This is a genomic window from Pseudomonas sp. LBUM1673 (assembly GCF_059695645.1).
The window spans coordinates 993,824-1,010,408 of sequence record NZ_CP166780.1 but is presented as its reverse complement, the minus strand read 5'-3'; the positions used below and the strand labels follow the sequence as shown (position 1 = coordinate 1,010,408).

Below are 16,585 nucleotides of genomic sequence, written 5' to 3'. Positions count from 1 at the left end.
ACACCTTAAATTCGTCGTTCTGATGCAGGTCGCTGGACGCCCTGCGAGAAAAAGCGCCGGTGAGTGGACACCGGCATCCGCGCCCTGATGGACGCCTGTTCGCTGCTGTCGCGTTCGGCCAGCAGCACGGCCTCGCCCTGATCCTGTTGTGCCAGCACACGCCCCCAGGGGTCAACGATGGCGGCATGACCAAAAGTTTCTCGTGGCCCTGGATGCGTCCCACCCTGGGCGGCCGCGAGCACGTAACACTGAGTCTCGATGGCCCGGGCGCGAATCAGCACGTCCCAATGCGCCGCGCCAGTCACCGCGGTAAAAGCCGACGGTGCGGTAATCAATTGCGCGCCGGCAGCACGCAGTTCGCTGTACAGCTCCGGAAATCGCAAGTCGTAACAGACGGTCAGGCCGACTCGACCGACGGGCGTATCGGCAACCACCACACCACTGCCATAAGCATAGTCATCGGATTCGCGATAACGCCCGCGATTGTCCGCCACGTCCACGTCGAACAGGTGCAACTTGTCGTAACGCGCCACGGTCTCGCCCTGGTCATCGACCAGCAACGAGCACGCATGCGATTTGGCCATCGGTTGATCCACCGGCGGCAACGGTAACGTGCCGGCCACTATCCATAACTTGAGGTCGCGAGCGGTCTGTTTCAACCACGGCAGGATCGGGCCTTCGCCCAAGGCTTCGGCGCGGCCGATGTCGGCAATGTCGCGACGGCCCATGGCAGCGAAGTTTTCCGGCAGCACGGCAAGTCGCGCGCCACCGCTCGCCGCCTGCTCAAGCAGACGACGGGCCTGGGTCAGGTTGGCCAGCACGTCGCTCTGGCTGACCATTTGAATCACCGCTACAGACATGGCCTATTCCTTTCTTGTGATTTCACACTGCCGCAGGTCAACGACGCTCCCTTGTAGCAGCTGGCGAAGCCTGCGTTCGGCTGCTACACGGAATGTGGCCGCTACAAAAAACCTTTGGCCATGCTACTCCATAGGCCCAAAGAGTGCTTTTTCAAAAGAATTCAAAAAGGCTTGTCGAAGGTGATTTTCGGTTCTTTCCACGGGCCTTTGACGGTGTATTTGACGCTGGCGAAACGCGCCACGCGGTCACCGATCAGCTTATCGATCAGGAACAGCGCCCCGCCGATGGCCGGTGCACCCACGATCAGCGCGGCAATCGGCAGATTGTTGGTCACCGGCAAAGTCACCAACAGCTTGGCATCGACCTGATCAGCCACCAGGTCCAGCGTGCCATTGAGTTCCAGATTGCTCGACGGCCCCGTCAGCAAGATCGGTTCACGGGTCACGTAGACCCCGTTACTCGCGACCAGCAGACCTTTGACCCGGTCATAGCTCAAGCCTTTGCCAAACAGATCGGAAAAGTCCAGGCGCAAGCGGCGACCGATGGAGTTGAAATTGAGCAGGCCGAATACGCGCAGCGCCTGGGCGCTGCCCTCGACTTCAACGAACTGACCTTTATTCAACGAAGCATCAAGGCTGCCAGAGAAGCGTTTGGTGGCGAGCCACGCCGGTGATCCGGGCCAGCGACCGTCGACATCCATGTGAAACTCTTCGCTGGTAACGCTCGGTGCAAAGCCCCAGCCCTTGAGCACATCGGCGAGGTTCTTGCCACTGACCCGGCCTTTGTACCAACTGCTGGAGTTACCCGGCGTGCCTTCCCAACCGCCGCTGCCCTGCAAGAGAATGCCCTTGAGGCCCAGATCAAGAGTATTAAAGGCAATACCCTTGGCGGTCGGCCGGACTTTCAGTTGCCAGGCACCCACCAGATCCTGGCCCTGTAATAGCTGATTGATGGTGATATCCAGCGCCGGGATCTTCGTCGGGTCCACGGTGACCAGCGGATCAGGAGAATTCTCGTCAGCCAGCACGGTCGGGTCTGGCGCCGGCAAACGCACGTATTGCAAATTGACCGCAATCGGTGCGCCTTTCGCATCGGGGAGGCCGATGCTGCCCTTGGCCTGCTGACTGTCGAGTTGCAAGGCCCACGAAGCCGGTTTACGCGCCAACTGCACCGACGCCTGGTCGAGGGTAGTGCCGAAGCCGCTGAGCTTGCCGACCTTCAAATCCGCGCTACTGAGCAACTGTTTGGCACTGCCACCCGGGTCCTGACCGGCATACTTGCTCACCAGATCCTGCCAGGGGGCGACATCCAGCTCGGACAGTACACCGCGTACGCGCAAGCCTTTGGTACCGGGCAACACGGCATCGCCACCACCGAGAAACAACTCGCCGCGACCATCGGTGAAATTGCCGGTCGGTGCCGCAAACGTGAAGTTCGCCAGCTCACCGTAATTGACCCAGTAACGTCGCTCCGGGCCTTGCAGGGTCATGCGGAACACGGTATCGCGCCCGACATCGGCCGCCATGCCGAACGGCGCCGGCAAATCCACCGCCACGCCTTTGAGGCTGGAGCTGACCATCAATTGGCTGTCGACGCCATCAAGGTTCAACTGCAACTGATAAGGGATCCTGCCCGTCACCGGCAACGGCTGAGTGACGTTCAGCCATTCGGTGAGTTTCTTGACCTCAACCTCACCCGCAGCGGCGACCCGAGTATTGAGCTTGCCCGCACTGCCTTCGGCGAAGATCTGTGCGGTCACTGGCTTGTCGAATGCTCGCGCTGTGATCTTTTGCCCGCTCAGCCCCCTGGTGCTGTCGAAACGGAAATCGCCCTTGAGTTGCGTCAGTTCCAAAGTAGGCTCGCTGAGCTTCAAACGGGCCTTGGCGGTCTTGAAGTCGACGAGGATTTTCGGCTGTTCGCCTTTGACCAGCGGGATATCGAGCTTGAGCTTGCCTTGCAGATCGCCCTCGCCTTCCCAACCGGCGAACGTGTCGGCGGTGCCGATCGGCGCTTCCTGCAGAATCTTCAGGCCATCGCCCAACCCGCCAGCGAACGCGCCGTCGAGGAACAGATGATTGCTCTGCCCGGTTGGCACATGGGGAATATTGACGTAAATGTCGCTGATCTGGGTGTCGAGTAATTGGCCCTTGCTCGCAAGGATCCTCACGCCGCTGTCTTCAACGAATACATCGCCGCTGACCTTGCTGACATGCGGCCAACCCGGCTGAAATGCCAGCTCGGCATCGTGAACCTTGAAAAACAGACTGATGCTGCTAGCCGTTTCGGCGGCCCCGTGGTTCAGCGAACCCTGGTACTGGAAGAAGCCTTCGTCCACCGCGCCTTTGAGAATCGCCGTACGCAGCCATTCGTCCAGCGCCGGGCTCAACATTTGCGGCAGGTATTTGGCGGTGTAGCGACCGTCGCCGTCGACCAGGCCGACCCGCAGGTCCATGTAGTCTTCCTGGGCGTGATCGAAATGCAGGCGAATCAGGAAGTCGCCGGCAATCTTGCCCTCCTCGCCCAGCACCTTCAGGTACGGCGCGATCAGGGTGAAACCTTCTTTGTCGAGTTTCCAGGTCAGCCGGGCGTTGGCCTGAATGTACTGCCATGGCTTGGCGAAAATCGGGTCCAGGTGCAGGGAGAAATCCTTGCTGTCCATGCGTAGCTCGCCCTGCCCGAGGTCGCCGCTGATGCTGCCGCTGACATTTCGCGCCGCCGGCGCACCGTGATAAGCGTCGAAGCCAACCTGTTCCAGATTGGCGGCAAAGCTGAATTTGCTGTCATCGGTCGCCTCGGGGCGGAAGTCGATCAGCACATTGCGCAAAACCCCGGTGACCTTGAGCCGCTCAACCGTCGTGGCGAGACCTTCCGGAAGCGGCCCCAAGGCGTTCAGCAACGGGGTGAGCGGCGTGAGGTCGAGACGGTCGGCTTGCAAATGCTGGAGCTCTGGCGTCGAGTCGGTCGCCGCCGTTTGTTGAAACTGCAGTTTCGATTCCCAACGGGTGTCGCCCAGGTTCATGGCCAGAGAATCCAGGGTCACCTGAACACCTGTGGAACTGCGCTGAAAATACCCGTTAAGCGCCAGATTGTTGATCTGGATCGGCTTGCGCTCGGCGTAGGCGCCCTTGAGTTGCGGCGCGTTCAAACGGATCGCGGCGCTTTGCAGGGTACCCTTGCCCCAGCTCGCCCAGAGCTCGCCACCGGCCTTGATCTCGGAGAAATTCCATTGCTGGGTCAGGCGCTCGGGCAACCATTTCGACCAATCGCTTTGCGGCAGGCTCAGGTAAGCCTCCGCCTCCCCATCCTTCCATTGGCCCGCGCGCAAGCGGGTACGCAAACTCATCGCAACTGGCTGACCATCGGGCAGGGTCAGACGGGCATCGAGCCGTTGACGCGACACCCCGGTCTTCAGACTCAGGCCGACGTAAGTCAGGGTCAGAGGTTGCTGTTCCAGAGGCTGCAAGGTCACCTGGCTGTCGAGCACCGACAATTGCTGAACCTTTTGCATGCGATTGAGCAACTGCTCCGGGTCGAATGACTGATCCTGCTGCACCGGCAAACCTTCCAGCGCCCAATGACCGTCCTCGCCTTCCTTGAGGCTGATCTTCAGGCCACTGAGTTCCAGATGTGCAATACGCACTTCGCGAGCCAGCAGGCTGGCCCAGAGATCCGGCACCGCGCGCACCTGATCCAGGCGCAAGGCATTGGAACCCTCGCCGACCATCACGTCATGGGCCAGCAGAACCGGGGCAAGGCCGCTCCAGTTGCCTTCCAGCTTGCCGATCTGCAGGGGCATGCCCAAGGCATCGCTGGCTTTGGTTTCGACGTCGGCATGGTACTCGGCCACCAGCGGCGTCAGCTCCCGGCCGAGGCTGACGAACAACGCCATCAGCACTAAAACCAACGCACACAGGCCCAGACCCCAGCGGGTCAGTGCGGCCAGAATGCGTGTCAGACGGTCCATGTCAGTTGGCTCCCATGGCAAAAATACTGCAAAAAGCTGAGGCCAGCCGTTCTAGTGGAGTTGAAACACAACGTTTCAGAGCAGCACCACGTCGTATTGTTCCTGGGAATACATGGTTTCAACCTGGAACCGAATGGTGCGCCCGATAAAGCCTTCGAGTTCGGCGACGTTGCCCGACTCTTCATCGAGCAAGCGGTCGACCACTTTCTGATTCGCCAGCACCCGATAGCCTTCGGCCTGATAGGCCCGGGCCTCACGCAGGATTTCGCGGAAGATCTCGTAGCACACGGTTTCCGGGGTCTTGAGCTTGCCGCGCCCCTGACAACTGCTGCACGGTTCGCACAGCACTTGCTCAAGGCTTTCGCGGGTACGCTTGCGGGTCATCTGCACCAGGCCCAGTTCGGTGATACCGATGATGTTGGTCTTGGCGTGATCGCGCTCCAGCTGCTTCTCGAGGGTGCGCAACACTTGACGCTGATGCTCTTCGTCTTCCATGTCGATGAAGTCGATGATGATGATCCCGCCCAGATTGCGCAGGCGCAGCTGACGGGCAATGGCGGTGGCGGCTTCGAGGTTGGTCTTGAAGATGGTTTCTTCGAGGTTGCGGTGACCGACGAAGGCCCCGGTATTGACGTCGATGGTGCTCATGGCTTCCGCCGGATCGACCACCAGATAACCGCCGGACTTGAGCGGCACCTTGCGTTCCAGGGCTTTCTGGATTTCGTCTTCGACGCCATACAGGTCGAAGATCGGCCGTTCGCCAGGGTAATGCTCCAGACGGTCGGCGATTTCCGGCATCAGTTCGGCGACGAACTGCGTGGTTTTCTGAAAGGTTTCCCGGGAGTCGATGCGGATCTTCTCGATCCTCGGGCTCACCAGGTCACGCAAGGTGCGCAGCGCGAGGCCGAGGTCTTCGTAGATCACACTCGGCGCGCTGATGGTCTTGATCTGTTCGTTGATCTGGTCCCAGAGCCTGCGCAGGTAGCGGATGTCCATGAGAATTTCATCCGCCCCGGCCCCTTCGGCAGCGGTGCGCAGAATGAAGCCGCCAGCTTCCTTGATGCCTTCTTTGGCGACGCAGTCGGTGACCACCTGCTTGAGACGTTCACGCTCGGTTTCGTCCTCGATCTTCAGGGAAATGCCGACGTGGGCGGTGCGCGGCATGTACACCAGATAGCGCGACGGAATCGATAGTTGCGTCGTCAGGCGCGCGCCTTTGGAGCCGATCGGGTCCTTGGTGACTTGCACCACCAGGCTCTGACCTTCATGAACCAGCGCGCTGATGCTCTCCACCGCAGGGCCTTCGCGCAGGGAGATTTCCGAGGCGTGAATGAATGCGGCGCGGTCCAGACCGATGTCGACGAAGGCTGCCTGCATGCCCGGCAATACCCGCACGACCTTGCCTTTATAGATGTTGCCGACGATCCCGCGCTTTTGCGTGCGCTCGACGTGGACCTCTTGCAGGACACCGTTTTCGACCACCGCCACGCGCGACTCCATCGGCGTGATGTTGATCAGAATCTCTTCACTCATGGCAGGGTCTCGTTCAGGCATGTTCACGATAATGGCCGCATCTTGTCAGTACGACGCTCAGCGCGCGTTAAGGGTTTGCCAACAGGGTATGCCGAAATGGCCGAGTAGCTCGAAGGTTTCGCACAGCGGCAATCCGACCACCGCCGAGTAACTGCCATTGAGCCCGGCAACGAACACCGCGCCCAATCCTTGAATCCCGTAGCCGCCAGCCTTGTCCCGGGGTTCGCCGCTGGCCCAATAGGCCGCCGCTTCGTCGCGTCCGATGTTGCGAAAACGCACCAGACTGCGCACCACCAAAGACTCGCAGCGCTCGCCATCGCGCACCGCAATCGCTGTCAGCACTTCATGCTCACAACCGGACAACAGCATAAGCATGGCGCATGCGTCGGCTTCGTCCACCGGCTTGCCAAGAATTTTCCCGTCCAGCACCACGGCGGTATCGGCGCCCAGCACGCAGAAATCCGTATCGGACACGACCGTCACGCGCCCGGCCTCAACCTTGCCGCGCGCCAGACGCTCGACATAAGCCGATGGGGATTCTTGAGGTAAAGGGGTTTCATCGATGTCCGCGCTGATGACGGAGAACGGCACGCCGATCTGCGTGAGCAGTTCACGCCGACGCGGCGAGCCTGAGGCGAGGTAGAGCTGTTTCATCAAGACATCTCCCTGTCTGGTGCCTGGTCTCACAAATACGGTTCCTTTTTGGCGAGACAGGGCACCAGGTGCGGGCACATGCCTGACCGAATTAATTGATTTTGTAGCGTCGACGCAAACCGCGCAAACCGTAGCTGATCCATGGCCAAAGCAACGCGCTGACCAGCGCCGGCAACACCAGCGCCAGCGTCGGCTGACGATTGCCGGTCAGGGCGCTCAGCCACAACTGAACCAGTTGGGCGAGGCCGAAGATCACCAGAATCACCAGGCTCTGTTGCCACATCGGGAACATGCGCAGGCGCTGTTGCAGCGACAGCACCAAAAACGTAATGAGCGTGAGGATCAACGCGTTCTGGCCCAGCAACGTGCCATACAGCACGTCTTCGGCCAGCCCCAGGCACCAGGCGGTCACCATGCCGACTTTCTGCGGCAGGGCCAACGCCCAGAAGGCCAACAGCAAGGCCAGCCACAGAGGACGCAGGATTTCCATGAATTGCGGCAACGGCGAAATGCTGAGCAGCATGCCGATGGCGAACGTCAACCAGACCATCCAGCCGTTTTGGGATGAAGTTGTACCACCCATTATTCTCTTCCCCCAGTGGTAGCCGGCGCGGAGACAGGCGGTTTGGCAGCAGGCTTCACGGCAGCGGGCTGGGCCGTCGGTGGTTTGGCGGCCGCAGGTGCTGTCGCGGGTGGCTTGGCGGCGGCAGGATGGGCGGCAGCGGGTTTGGCCGGGGTCGCGGCGGCAGGTGCAGCAGGTGCAGCCGCCGGAGCAGCGACGGCAGTCGGAATCACTGACGCGGCCGGTTTCGGCACGGTCGCAGGAATGATCGGCCCACCGCCGTGCTGGTCCAGCGCTTCCTGAGCCTGGGCGGCTTCGTTGGCGCGTTCCTCGGCTGTGCGGCCGTCAGTGAACACCAACAACAGATAACGACTGCGGTTCAATGCCGCGGTCGGCACGGCACGGACGATGGCAAACGGCTGACCGGAATCGTGGATGACTTCCTTGACCGTCGCCACCGGGTAACCCGCCGGGAAACGCTGACCGAGGCCGGAGCTGACCAGCAAATCACCTTCTTTGATGTCGGCGGTATCGGCCACATGACGCAGCTCAAGGCGTTCCGGGTTACCGGTGCCGCTGGCAATCGCCCGTAGACCGTTACGGTTCACCTGCACCGGAATGCTGTGGGTGGTGTCGGTCAGCAACAGTACGCGGGAAGTGTATGGCATCAACTCCACCACCTGGCCCATCAGGCCACGGGCATCGAGTACCGGCTGACCAAGGATCACACCGTCGCGCTCACCTTTATTGATGATGATGCGATGGGTAAAGGGGTTGGGGTCCATGCCGATCAACTCGGCCACTTCGACCTTTTCGTTGACCAGCGCGGAAGAGTTGAGCAACTCGCGCAGCCGAACGTTCTGCTCGGTGAGGGCGGCCAGCTTTTGCATGCGGCCCTGCAACAGCAGGTTTTCGGTTTTGAGTTTTTCGTTTTCGGCGACCAGTTCGGTACGGCTGCCGAATTGGCTGGCCACACCTTGCCATAGCCGCTGCGGCAGGTCGGTGATCCAGTAAGACTGCATCAGCACCAGCGACATTTGGCTACGCACTGGCTTGAGCAGTGTGAAGCGGGCATCGACCACCATCAGCGCGACCGATAGCACGGCCAGCACCAACAAGCGCACGCCCAGTGAGGGGCCTTTGGTGAAAAGCGGTTTAATAAGCCGCTCCTCCCAGGCAAATGTTCTCTTTATTCATACGGCATCAAACCGGCCTGGATGCAGACTGACAGAAGATAAACGCAACAGGCAGCACTGCAAAGTGCTGCCTGCGCGCTCAACAGCATAGAGGCGATCCGGCGATTTATTCGCTGGAAAGCAGATCCATGGTGTGTTTATCCATCATTTCCAATGCACGGCCACCGCCGCGAGCAACGCAGGTCAGCGGGTCTTCGGCGACGATTACCGGCAGACCGGTTTCCTGGGCCAGCAACTTGTCGAGGTCGCGCAGCAAGGCGCCACCACCGGTCAGTACCAGACCACGTTCGGCGATATCCGATGCCAACTCCGGAGGCGATTGCTCCAGTGCACTTTTCACAGCCTGAACGATGGTGGCCAGGGACTCTTGCAGAGCTTCCAGCACTTCATTGGAGTTCAGGGTGAATGCGCGTGGAACGCCTTCGGCCAGGTTACGGCCACGAACGTCGACTTCACGCACTTCGCCGCCCGGGTAGGCCGTACCGATTTCCTGTTTGATGCGCTCGGCGGTGGATTCGCCGATCAGGCTGCCGTAGTTGCGACGCACGTAGGTGATGATCGCTTCGTCGAAGCGGTCGCCGCCAACCCGTACGGATTCGGCATAGACCACACCGTTGAGGGAGATCAGCGCGATTTCAGTGGTACCACCACCGATATCGACAACCATCGAACCGCGTGCTTCTTCAACCGGCAGACCGGCACCGATCGCAGCAGCCATTGGCTCTTCGATCAGGAACACTTCACGGGCACCGGCACCGAGGGCCGACTCACGGATGGCACGACGCTCCACCTGGGTGGATTTGCACGGAACGCAGATCAGCACACGAGGGCTAGGCTGCAGAAAGCTGTTTTCGTGAACCTTGTTGATAAAGTACTGCAGCATCTTTTCGCAGACGCTGAAGTCGGCGATCACGCCGTCCTTCATCGGACGAATGGCAGCAATGTTGCCCGGCGTACGGCCGAGCATGCGCTTGGCCTCGGTGCCGACAGCAACGACACTTTTCTGATTACCGTGTGTCCGAATAGCCACAACGGAGGGCTCATTCAGGACGATACCGCGCTCGCGCACGTAAATAAGGGTGTTGGCAGTGCCCAGGTCAATGGAAAGATCGCTGGAAAACATGCCACGCAGTTTCTTGAACATGGGAAAGGGACCCTAGGCAACGCGTGGGTAAAAAAGTGCGGCAAACTCTAACAACGACAGGGATTTTGGGCAAGGCGCCAATATGTTAAATTGGCCGCTTTTCTGTGCACCAAACCCCACAATCGCGGCCTTACGACCGTAGAAATGCGGTAGTGTTCCGACAATCTAACACACGGACGCCGTCCGTTCTGTTTTCCACTGGAGATTCCCATGGCGCTTGAACGCTCCGACGTGGAAAAAATCGCTCATTTGGCCTGCCTTGGCCTCAATGATGCCGATCTTCCACACATCACTTCGGCCCTGAACAGCATTCTGGGGTTAGTCGACGAAATGCAAGCGGTCAATACCGACGGTATCGAGCCGCTCGCCCACCCACTGGAAGCCAGCCAGCGCCTGCGTGCAGACGTCGTGACCGAGACCAATCATCGCGAGGCCTATCAGTCCATCGCACCAGCGGTCGAAAACGGCCTGTACCTGGTTCCGAAAGTCATCGACTAAAGGGAAAGAGCCTGCAATGCATCAATTGACTCTGGCCGAGATCGCCCGCGGACTCGCCGATAAAAAGTTTTCTTCCGAAGAGCTGACCAAAGTCCTGCTGGCGCGTATCGCCCAGCTCGACCCGCAGCTCAACAGTTTCATCAGCCTCACCGAAGACCTGGCGCTCCAGCAGGCGAAAGCCGCTGACGCTCGTCGGGCCAACGGTGAGAGCGGCGCCCTGCTCGGCGCGCCGATCGCACACAAAGACCTGTTCTGCACCCAGGGCATCCGCACCAGCTGCGGCTCGAAGATGCTCGACAACTTTAAAGCACCGTACGATGCCACCGTGGTCGCCAAACTGGCTGCTGCCGGGGCCGTGACCCTGGGCAAGACCAACATGGACGAATTCGCCATGGGTTCAGCCAACGAGTCGAGCTACTACGGCGCGGTGAAAAACCCGTGGAACCTGGAACACGTTCCGGGCGGTTCGTCCGGCGGTTCGGCTGCTGCGGTTGCCGCTCGTCTGTTGCCAGCGGCGACGGGCACCGACACCGGCGGTTCGATTCGTCAGCCCGCCGCACTGACCAACCTCACTGGCCTTAAACCGACGTACGGTCGCGTTTCGCGCTGGGGCATGATTGCCTACGCGTCCAGCCTCGATCAGGGCGGCCCATTGGCCCGCACCGCCGAAGACTGCGCGATCCTGCTGCAAGGCATGGCCGGTTTCGACCCGCAGGACTCCACCAGCATCGATGAGCCGGTGCCTGATTACAGCGCCGGCCTCAACGGTTCGCTGCAAGGCCTGCGCATCGGCGTGCCGAAGGAATACTTCAGCGCCGGTCTCGACCCGCGCATCGCCGACCTGGTCATGGCCAGCGTTGAGGAGCTGAAAAAGCTCGGCGCCGTGGTCAAGGAAATCAGCCTGCCGAACATGCAGCACGCAATCCCTGCGTACTACGTGATCGCCCCGGCGGAAGCGTCTTCCAACCTGTCGCGTTTCGACGGCGTGCGTTTCGGCTATCGCTGCGAAGCCCCGAAAAACCTGGAAGACCTGTACAAGCGTTCCCGTGGCGAAGGTTTCGGCCCGGAAGTGCAGCGCCGGATCATGGTCGGTGCCTACGCGCTGTCGGCCGGTTACTACGACGCCTACTACCTGAAGGCGCAGAAAATCCGTCGCCTGATCAAGAACGACTTCATGGCTGCCTTTAATGAGGTCGACATCATCCTCGGCCCAACCACGCCGAACCCGGCCTGGAAGCTCGGCGCCAAGAACAGCGACCCGGTCGCTGCGTACCTGGAAGACGTCTACACCATCACCGCCAACCTCGCCGGTCTGCCGGGCTTGTCCATGCCTGCAGGTTTCGTCGATGGTCTGCCGGTCGGCGTGCAACTGCTTGCTCCGTATTTCCAGGAAGGCCGCCTGTTGAACGTTGCCCACCAGTATCAGCTCAACACTGACTGGCACACCCGCACCCCAACCGGCTTCTGAGGAGAAACACATGCAATGGGAAGTCGTGATCGGGCTGGAGATTCACACCCAGCTCACCACCCGGTCGAAAATCTTTTCCGGTAGTTCCACCACCTTCGGTTCCGAGCCGAACACCCAGGCCAGCCTGGTTGACCTGGGCATGCCCGGCGTATTGCCGGTGCTGAACCAGGAAGCGGTGCGCATGGCGGTGATGTTCGGTCTGGCCATTGATGCCGAAATCGGCCAGCACAACGTGTTCGCCCGTAAAAACTATTTCTACCCGGACCTGCCCAAGGGCTACCAGATCAGCCAGATGGAATTGCCGATCGTCGGCAAAGGCCACCTGGACATCGCCATGGAAGACGGCACGATCAAACGTGTCGGTGTAACCCGTGCGCACCTGGAAGAAGACGCCGGCAAAAGCCTGCACGAAGAATTCACCGGTGCCACCGGCATCGACCTGAACCGTGCGGGTACGCCGCTGCTGGAAATCGTTTCCGAGCCGGACATGCGCAGCGCCAAGGAAGCCGTGGCCTACGTCAAGACCATCCACGCGCTGGTACGCTACCTCGGCATCTGCGACGGCAACATGGCCGAAGGTTCGCTGCGTTGCGACTGCAACGTCTCGATCCGTCCAAAGGGCCAGGTTGAATTCGGCACGCGCTGCGAGATCAAGAACGTCAACTCGTTCCGTTTCATCGAGAAGGCGATCAACAGTGAAGTGCAGCGCCAGATCGAGCTGATCGAAGACGGCGGCAAGGTAATCCAGCAGACCCGTCTGTACGATCCAAACAAGGACGAAACCCGTCCAATGCGCAGTAAAGAGGAAGCCAACGACTACCGTTACTTCCCCGATCCGGACTTGCTGCCAGTGGTCATCGAAGACTCGTTCCTCGACGACGTGCGCGCCACCCTGCCGGAACTGCCACCGCAGAAACGCGAGCGCTTCCAGGAACAGTTCGGTCTGTCGGTCTACGACGCCAGCGTTCTGGCCACCAGCCGTGAACAAGCCGATTACTTCGAGAAAGTCGTGAGCATCGGCGGCGACGCCAAACTGGCGGCCAACTGGGTGATGGTTGAACTGGGCAGCCTGTTGAACAAACAAGGCCTGGACATCGACCAGTCGCCGGTGTCGGCCGAGCAACTGGGCGGCATGCTGCTGCGCATCAAGGACAACACCATCTCCGGCAAGATCGCCAAGGTGGTCTTTGAAGCCATGGCCAACGGCGAAGGCAGCGCGGACGAGATCATCGACAAGCGCGGCCTCAAGCAAGTGACTGACACCGGTGCAATCTCGGCGGTGCTGGACGAAATGCTCGCGGCCAACGCTGAACAGGTCGAACAGTACCGTGCGGCAGACGAAGCCAAACGCGGCAAGATGTTCGGCTTCTTCGTCGGCCAGGCCATGAAAGCCTCCAAAGGCAAGGCCAACCCGCAACAGGTCAACGAACTGCTTAAAAGCAAGCTCGAAGGCTGACCGGAATGGGGCCAGATCTCAAGCCTGGCTCCATTCCCTGTGGGAGCGGGCTTTTGTGGCGAGGGGGCTTGCCCCCGTTGGACTGCGCAGCAGTCCTAGAACTTCTGGTTTTGGGGCCGCTTCGCGACCCAACGGAGGCAAGCCCCCTCGCCACAAAGCCCGCTCCCACATTTGTTTCCGGGATACCTTTTATGAAGCGTCTGCTCAGTGCCTGCGCCCTGCTCTCTTTGCTGGCCGGTTGTGCCAGTACGGATATTGTTGATCCACACGGCTACGACAAGACCGGCGTAGCTTCGTATTACGGCGCCAAACACCATGGCAAACGCACCGCCAGCGGCGAGCGTTTCAACCAGCACGGCCTGACCGCCGCCCATCGCCAGTTGCCGTTCGGCACCCGGGTGAAGATTACCAACATGAATAACGACAGGTCCTGCGTGGTGCGCATCAACGACCGCGGGCCATACTCTCGTGGGCGCCTGATCGACGTGTCACGTGAAGCGGCCGAACAGTTGGGCATGCTGCGCAGTGGCACCGCGAAGGTTCGCGTGCAAGCCCTCGACGACTGATAGACGGAGCGCTGACTATTTTCGGACTTGCCGATTTACCCCTGATTAGCGTGATTGAATTGCTCAGCGGTCTATTTTTACTGATCGCCGGCGCCGAGCTGATGGTGCGCGCCGCCGTGCGCCTGGCCGCGCGACTGCATGTGCGGCCGCTGATCATCGGCCTGACCATCGTGGCCCTCGGCAGCAGCGCGCCGCAGATGGCGGTCAGCCTGCAAGCCACCCTGGCGCAAAACGCCGACATCGCGGTCGGTAGCGTGATCGGCAGCAGCATCTTCAACATCCTCGTCACCCTCGGGCTCTCGGCGATGATCATTCCGCTGCGGGTTTCGCGGCAATTGGTGCGCCTGGATATTCCACTGATGATCGGCGCCAGCCTGCTGGTGTTCGTACTGGCGTGGAACGAAGAACTGAACCGGGTCGACGGCATGATTCTGCTGGCCGCGCTGGTGCTGTATCTGGGCTTGCTGCTGCGCCAGTCGCGGCACTCGGCCCGTCCGCCATCGGGGGCTCATGAAGCGCCGCAGGCACCGTGGGTCACCAGTCTGCTGATGATCGTCGCCGGGCTGGCGATGCTGGTATTCGCCGGGCACTTGCTGCTCGGCGCCGCGGTGGCGGTCGCGACCGACCTGGGGTTGTCGGAGCGGATTATCGGCCTGACCATCGTCGCCGTCAGCACTTCCCTGCCGGAGCTGGCCACGTCGTTGATCGCCGCCTTGCGCGGTCAGCGGGACATCGCGGTGGGCAACGTGATCGGTAGCAACCTGTTCAACCTCTTGGGTGTGCTCGGGCTTACCACATTGATCGCACCGTCGCCGCTGTCGGTCTCGCCCAACGCCCTGGATTTCGACCTGCCGGTGATGCTCGGTGTCGCGGTGCTGTGCCTGCCGGTGTTCTATTCCGGCTACCGGGTGACGCGTGCCGAAGGCCTGCTGTTTTTGGGTTTGTACCTGGCGTATGGGCTGCACGTGGTGTCGTTCACCACCGGCATGCCGCTGGCCGGCAAGCTTGAACACCTGATGCTGCTTTTCGTCCTGCCGGCGCTGGGGGCATTTTTGCTGTTCACCTCGCTGCGCGCCTGGCGTCGCCAACACCACAAGAGGGAATTGCCATGAGCACTGATAAAAAGACTGGGCTTGAAGTCCGTCGCCAAGTGATGGGCGACGCGTTCGTCGACCGCGCCTTGGGCAATGCCACCGAGTTCACCCAACCGTTGCAGGACTTCGTCAATGAGCATGCCTGGGGCGGTGTGTGGAATCGCGAAGGTTTGCCGCTGAAAACCCGCAGCCTGATCACCCTCGCCGCGCTGACCGCATTGAAGTGCCCGCAAGAACTCAAAGGCCATGTGCGCGGTGCGCTGAACAACGGCTGCACCGTGGAAGAAATTCGCGAGGCGCTGCTGCATTGCGCGGTGTATGCCGGCGTGCCGGCGGCGATCGATGCGTTTCGGGCGGCGCAGGAAGTGATTGATAGCTACCAGAAGCCGGAGTAATAGGCTGGCGTTTGTAGTGTTAGAAAGATTGCTATCGCGAGCAGGCTCGCTCCCACATTTGGAATGCATTCCCCTGCTCGCGATGAGGCCCTGAAGAACACCGCAAAACCTTCGGCTAAATCCACCCACCCCACTGCAACAAAAAGATCCCGACATTGGTAGTGACCGCCGCCATCAGCGTGGTAATCACGATGATCGCCGCCGCCAGCTCATGATTACCATTGGCCTGTCGAGCCATGACAAAACTGGCCGCGGCGGTCGGGCTGCCGAAGTACAGAAACAGAATACCCAACTCCGCCCCGCGAAAACCCCAGAGCCAGGCACCCAGCGTCGCCAGCACCGGCAGGCCGATCATCTTCACCAGGCTTGAACTCAGCGCCATCGTGCCGCTTTTGCGCATCGCCGCCAGCGACAACGTGCCGCCGATGCAGATCAACGCCAACGGCAAGGTGGTTTGTGCCAGGTACTGGCCGGACTTTTCCAGCCACCCCGGCAAACCGATTTCGAAATAGGCAAATGGCGCCGCTGTAAACACGCTGATGATTAACGGGTTGACCATCACACTTTTGCAGATACTCCACGGGTCAGACTTGATCACCGGGCTGTAGACCGCCAGCACGATGGTCGAGAGCGTGTTGTAGAACACAATCACCAACGCCGCGAGAATTGCCCCGAGGGAAATCCCGTAGTCGCCATACATGCTCGCCGCCAATGCCAGACCGATAACGCCGTTGTTACCGCGAAACGCGCCTTGGGTATAGATGCCTCGGTCTTCCCGAGGGCATTTCCAGATCGCCCAGCCCCAGGCAATCGCAAAACACAGCAGCGTCGCAACCGAGAAATAGATCAGCAGCGCCGGTTGCAGCGCGGCGTGCAGGTCGGCATGCAAGATGCCCAGAAACAGCAACGCCGGCATGGTGACGTTGAACACCAGGGCCGACGCGGTATGAATAAAATTGTCGTTGATCCAGTCGATGCGCTTGAGCAGCGCCCCCAGAAACAGCATGGCAAACACCGGCGCGGTGATGTTCAGGGTTTCGAGGAAAATAGCCAGCATGCCGGGGGTAACCTTGGGTGGGCGTCGTTAGGGGGCTAATAATAAGCCACCGAGGACACCGGCGTCAGGTAGACCGCCATCGCGAGCAGGCTCGCTCCCACATTTGTCCAGTGTCGAACACAAAATCTGTGTACGAA

General features: G+C 60.5%; 14 protein-coding genes. 6 read left to right on the top strand and 8 right to left on the bottom strand.

The genetic code is table 11. The features are described 5' to 3' along the window. Positions 1–5: 5 nt before the first annotated feature. The 7 genes from ACA044_RS04430 to mreB all read right to left on the bottom strand — a co-directional run bounded on the left by ACA044_RS04430 (position 6) and on the right by mreB (position 9,914). A complete protein-coding gene (locus tag ACA044_RS04430; RefSeq protein WP_497445312.1) occupies positions 6–860 on the bottom strand; it encodes a carbon-nitrogen hydrolase family protein in 855 nt (284 codons plus the stop codon). 161 nt (positions 861–1,021) lie between these two features. Then, positions 1,022–4,825, bottom strand: a complete 3,804-nt coding sequence (locus ACA044_RS04425) for a YhdP family protein (RefSeq protein ID WP_497445311.1) — start codon at positions 4,823–4,825, stop codon at positions 1,022–1,024. 75 nt (positions 4,826–4,900) lie between these two features. Then, positions 4,901–6,358, bottom strand: a complete 1,458-nt coding sequence (gene rng, locus ACA044_RS04420; RefSeq protein ID WP_497445310.1) for a ribonuclease G — start codon at positions 6,356–6,358, stop codon at positions 4,901–4,903. A gap of 57 nt (positions 6,359–6,415) precedes the next feature. Next, complete coding sequence (locus ACA044_RS04415; RefSeq protein WP_497445309.1) at positions 6,416–7,012, bottom strand: Maf family protein; 597 nt, start codon at positions 7,010–7,012, stop codon at positions 6,416–6,418. Between the two features lie 91 nt (positions 7,013–7,103). After that, positions 7,104–7,595, bottom strand: coding sequence for a rod shape-determining protein MreD (gene mreD, locus ACA044_RS04410; protein ID WP_497445308.1), 492 nt, complete (start codon positions 7,593–7,595; stop codon positions 7,104–7,106). Next, positions 7,595–8,734, bottom strand: coding sequence for a rod shape-determining protein MreC (mreC, locus tag ACA044_RS04405; protein ID WP_497447163.1), 1,140 nt, complete (start codon positions 8,732–8,734; stop codon positions 7,595–7,597). Before mreC ends, mreD begins: the two co-directional genes overlap by 1 nt. Positions 8,735–8,876: 142 nt before the next feature. Then, complete coding sequence (gene mreB / locus ACA044_RS04400; RefSeq protein ID WP_002555108.1) at positions 8,877–9,914, bottom strand: rod shape-determining protein MreB; 1,038 nt, start codon at positions 9,912–9,914, stop codon at positions 8,877–8,879. Between the two features lie 210 nt (positions 9,915–10,124). Here mreB and gatC point away from each other — a divergent pair, with 210 nt between their 5' ends. The 6 genes from gatC (at position 10,125) to ACA044_RS04370 (ending at position 15,391) form a co-directional block, all read left to right on the top strand. Continuing rightward, positions 10,125–10,412, top strand: a complete 288-nt coding sequence (gatC, locus tag ACA044_RS04395) for an Asp-tRNA(Asn)/Glu-tRNA(Gln) amidotransferase subunit GatC (protein WP_007901429.1) — start codon at positions 10,125–10,127, stop codon at positions 10,410–10,412. A 16-nt stretch (positions 10,413–10,428) separates the two neighbouring features. Next, positions 10,429–11,880, top strand: a complete 1,452-nt coding sequence (gene gatA / locus ACA044_RS04390) for an Asp-tRNA(Asn)/Glu-tRNA(Gln) amidotransferase subunit GatA (protein ID WP_123355898.1) — start codon at positions 10,429–10,431, stop codon at positions 11,878–11,880. A 10-nt stretch (positions 11,881–11,890) separates the two neighbouring features. Next, positions 11,891–13,336 (top strand): Asp-tRNA(Asn)/Glu-tRNA(Gln) amidotransferase subunit GatB, encoded by a 1,446-nt coding sequence (gene gatB, locus ACA044_RS04385; RefSeq protein ID WP_007901424.1) that lies wholly within the window; start codon positions 11,891–11,893, stop codon positions 13,334–13,336. 191 nt (positions 13,337–13,527) lie between these two features. After that, positions 13,528–13,902 (top strand): septal ring lytic transglycosylase RlpA family protein, encoded by a 375-nt coding sequence (locus ACA044_RS04380; RefSeq protein ID WP_497445307.1) that lies wholly within the window; start codon positions 13,528–13,530, stop codon positions 13,900–13,902. Between the two features lie 50 nt (positions 13,903–13,952). After that, positions 13,953–15,014, top strand: a complete 1,062-nt coding sequence (locus ACA044_RS04375; RefSeq protein WP_497445306.1) for a calcium/sodium antiporter — start codon at positions 13,953–13,955, stop codon at positions 15,012–15,014. Beyond that, entirely contained in the window at positions 15,011–15,391 is a 381-nt protein-coding gene (locus ACA044_RS04370) for a carboxymuconolactone decarboxylase family protein (protein WP_497445305.1), read from the top strand. The genes ACA044_RS04375 and ACA044_RS04370 overlap by 4 nt, the downstream gene beginning before the upstream one ends. A 115-nt stretch (positions 15,392–15,506) precedes the next feature. Here the strand turns inward: ACA044_RS04370 and ACA044_RS04365 are convergent, their stop codons facing one another. Further along, positions 15,507–16,448, bottom strand: a complete 942-nt coding sequence (locus ACA044_RS04365) for an AEC family transporter (RefSeq protein ID WP_497445304.1) — start codon at positions 16,446–16,448, stop codon at positions 15,507–15,509. Positions 16,449–16,585 lie beyond the last annotated feature (137 nt).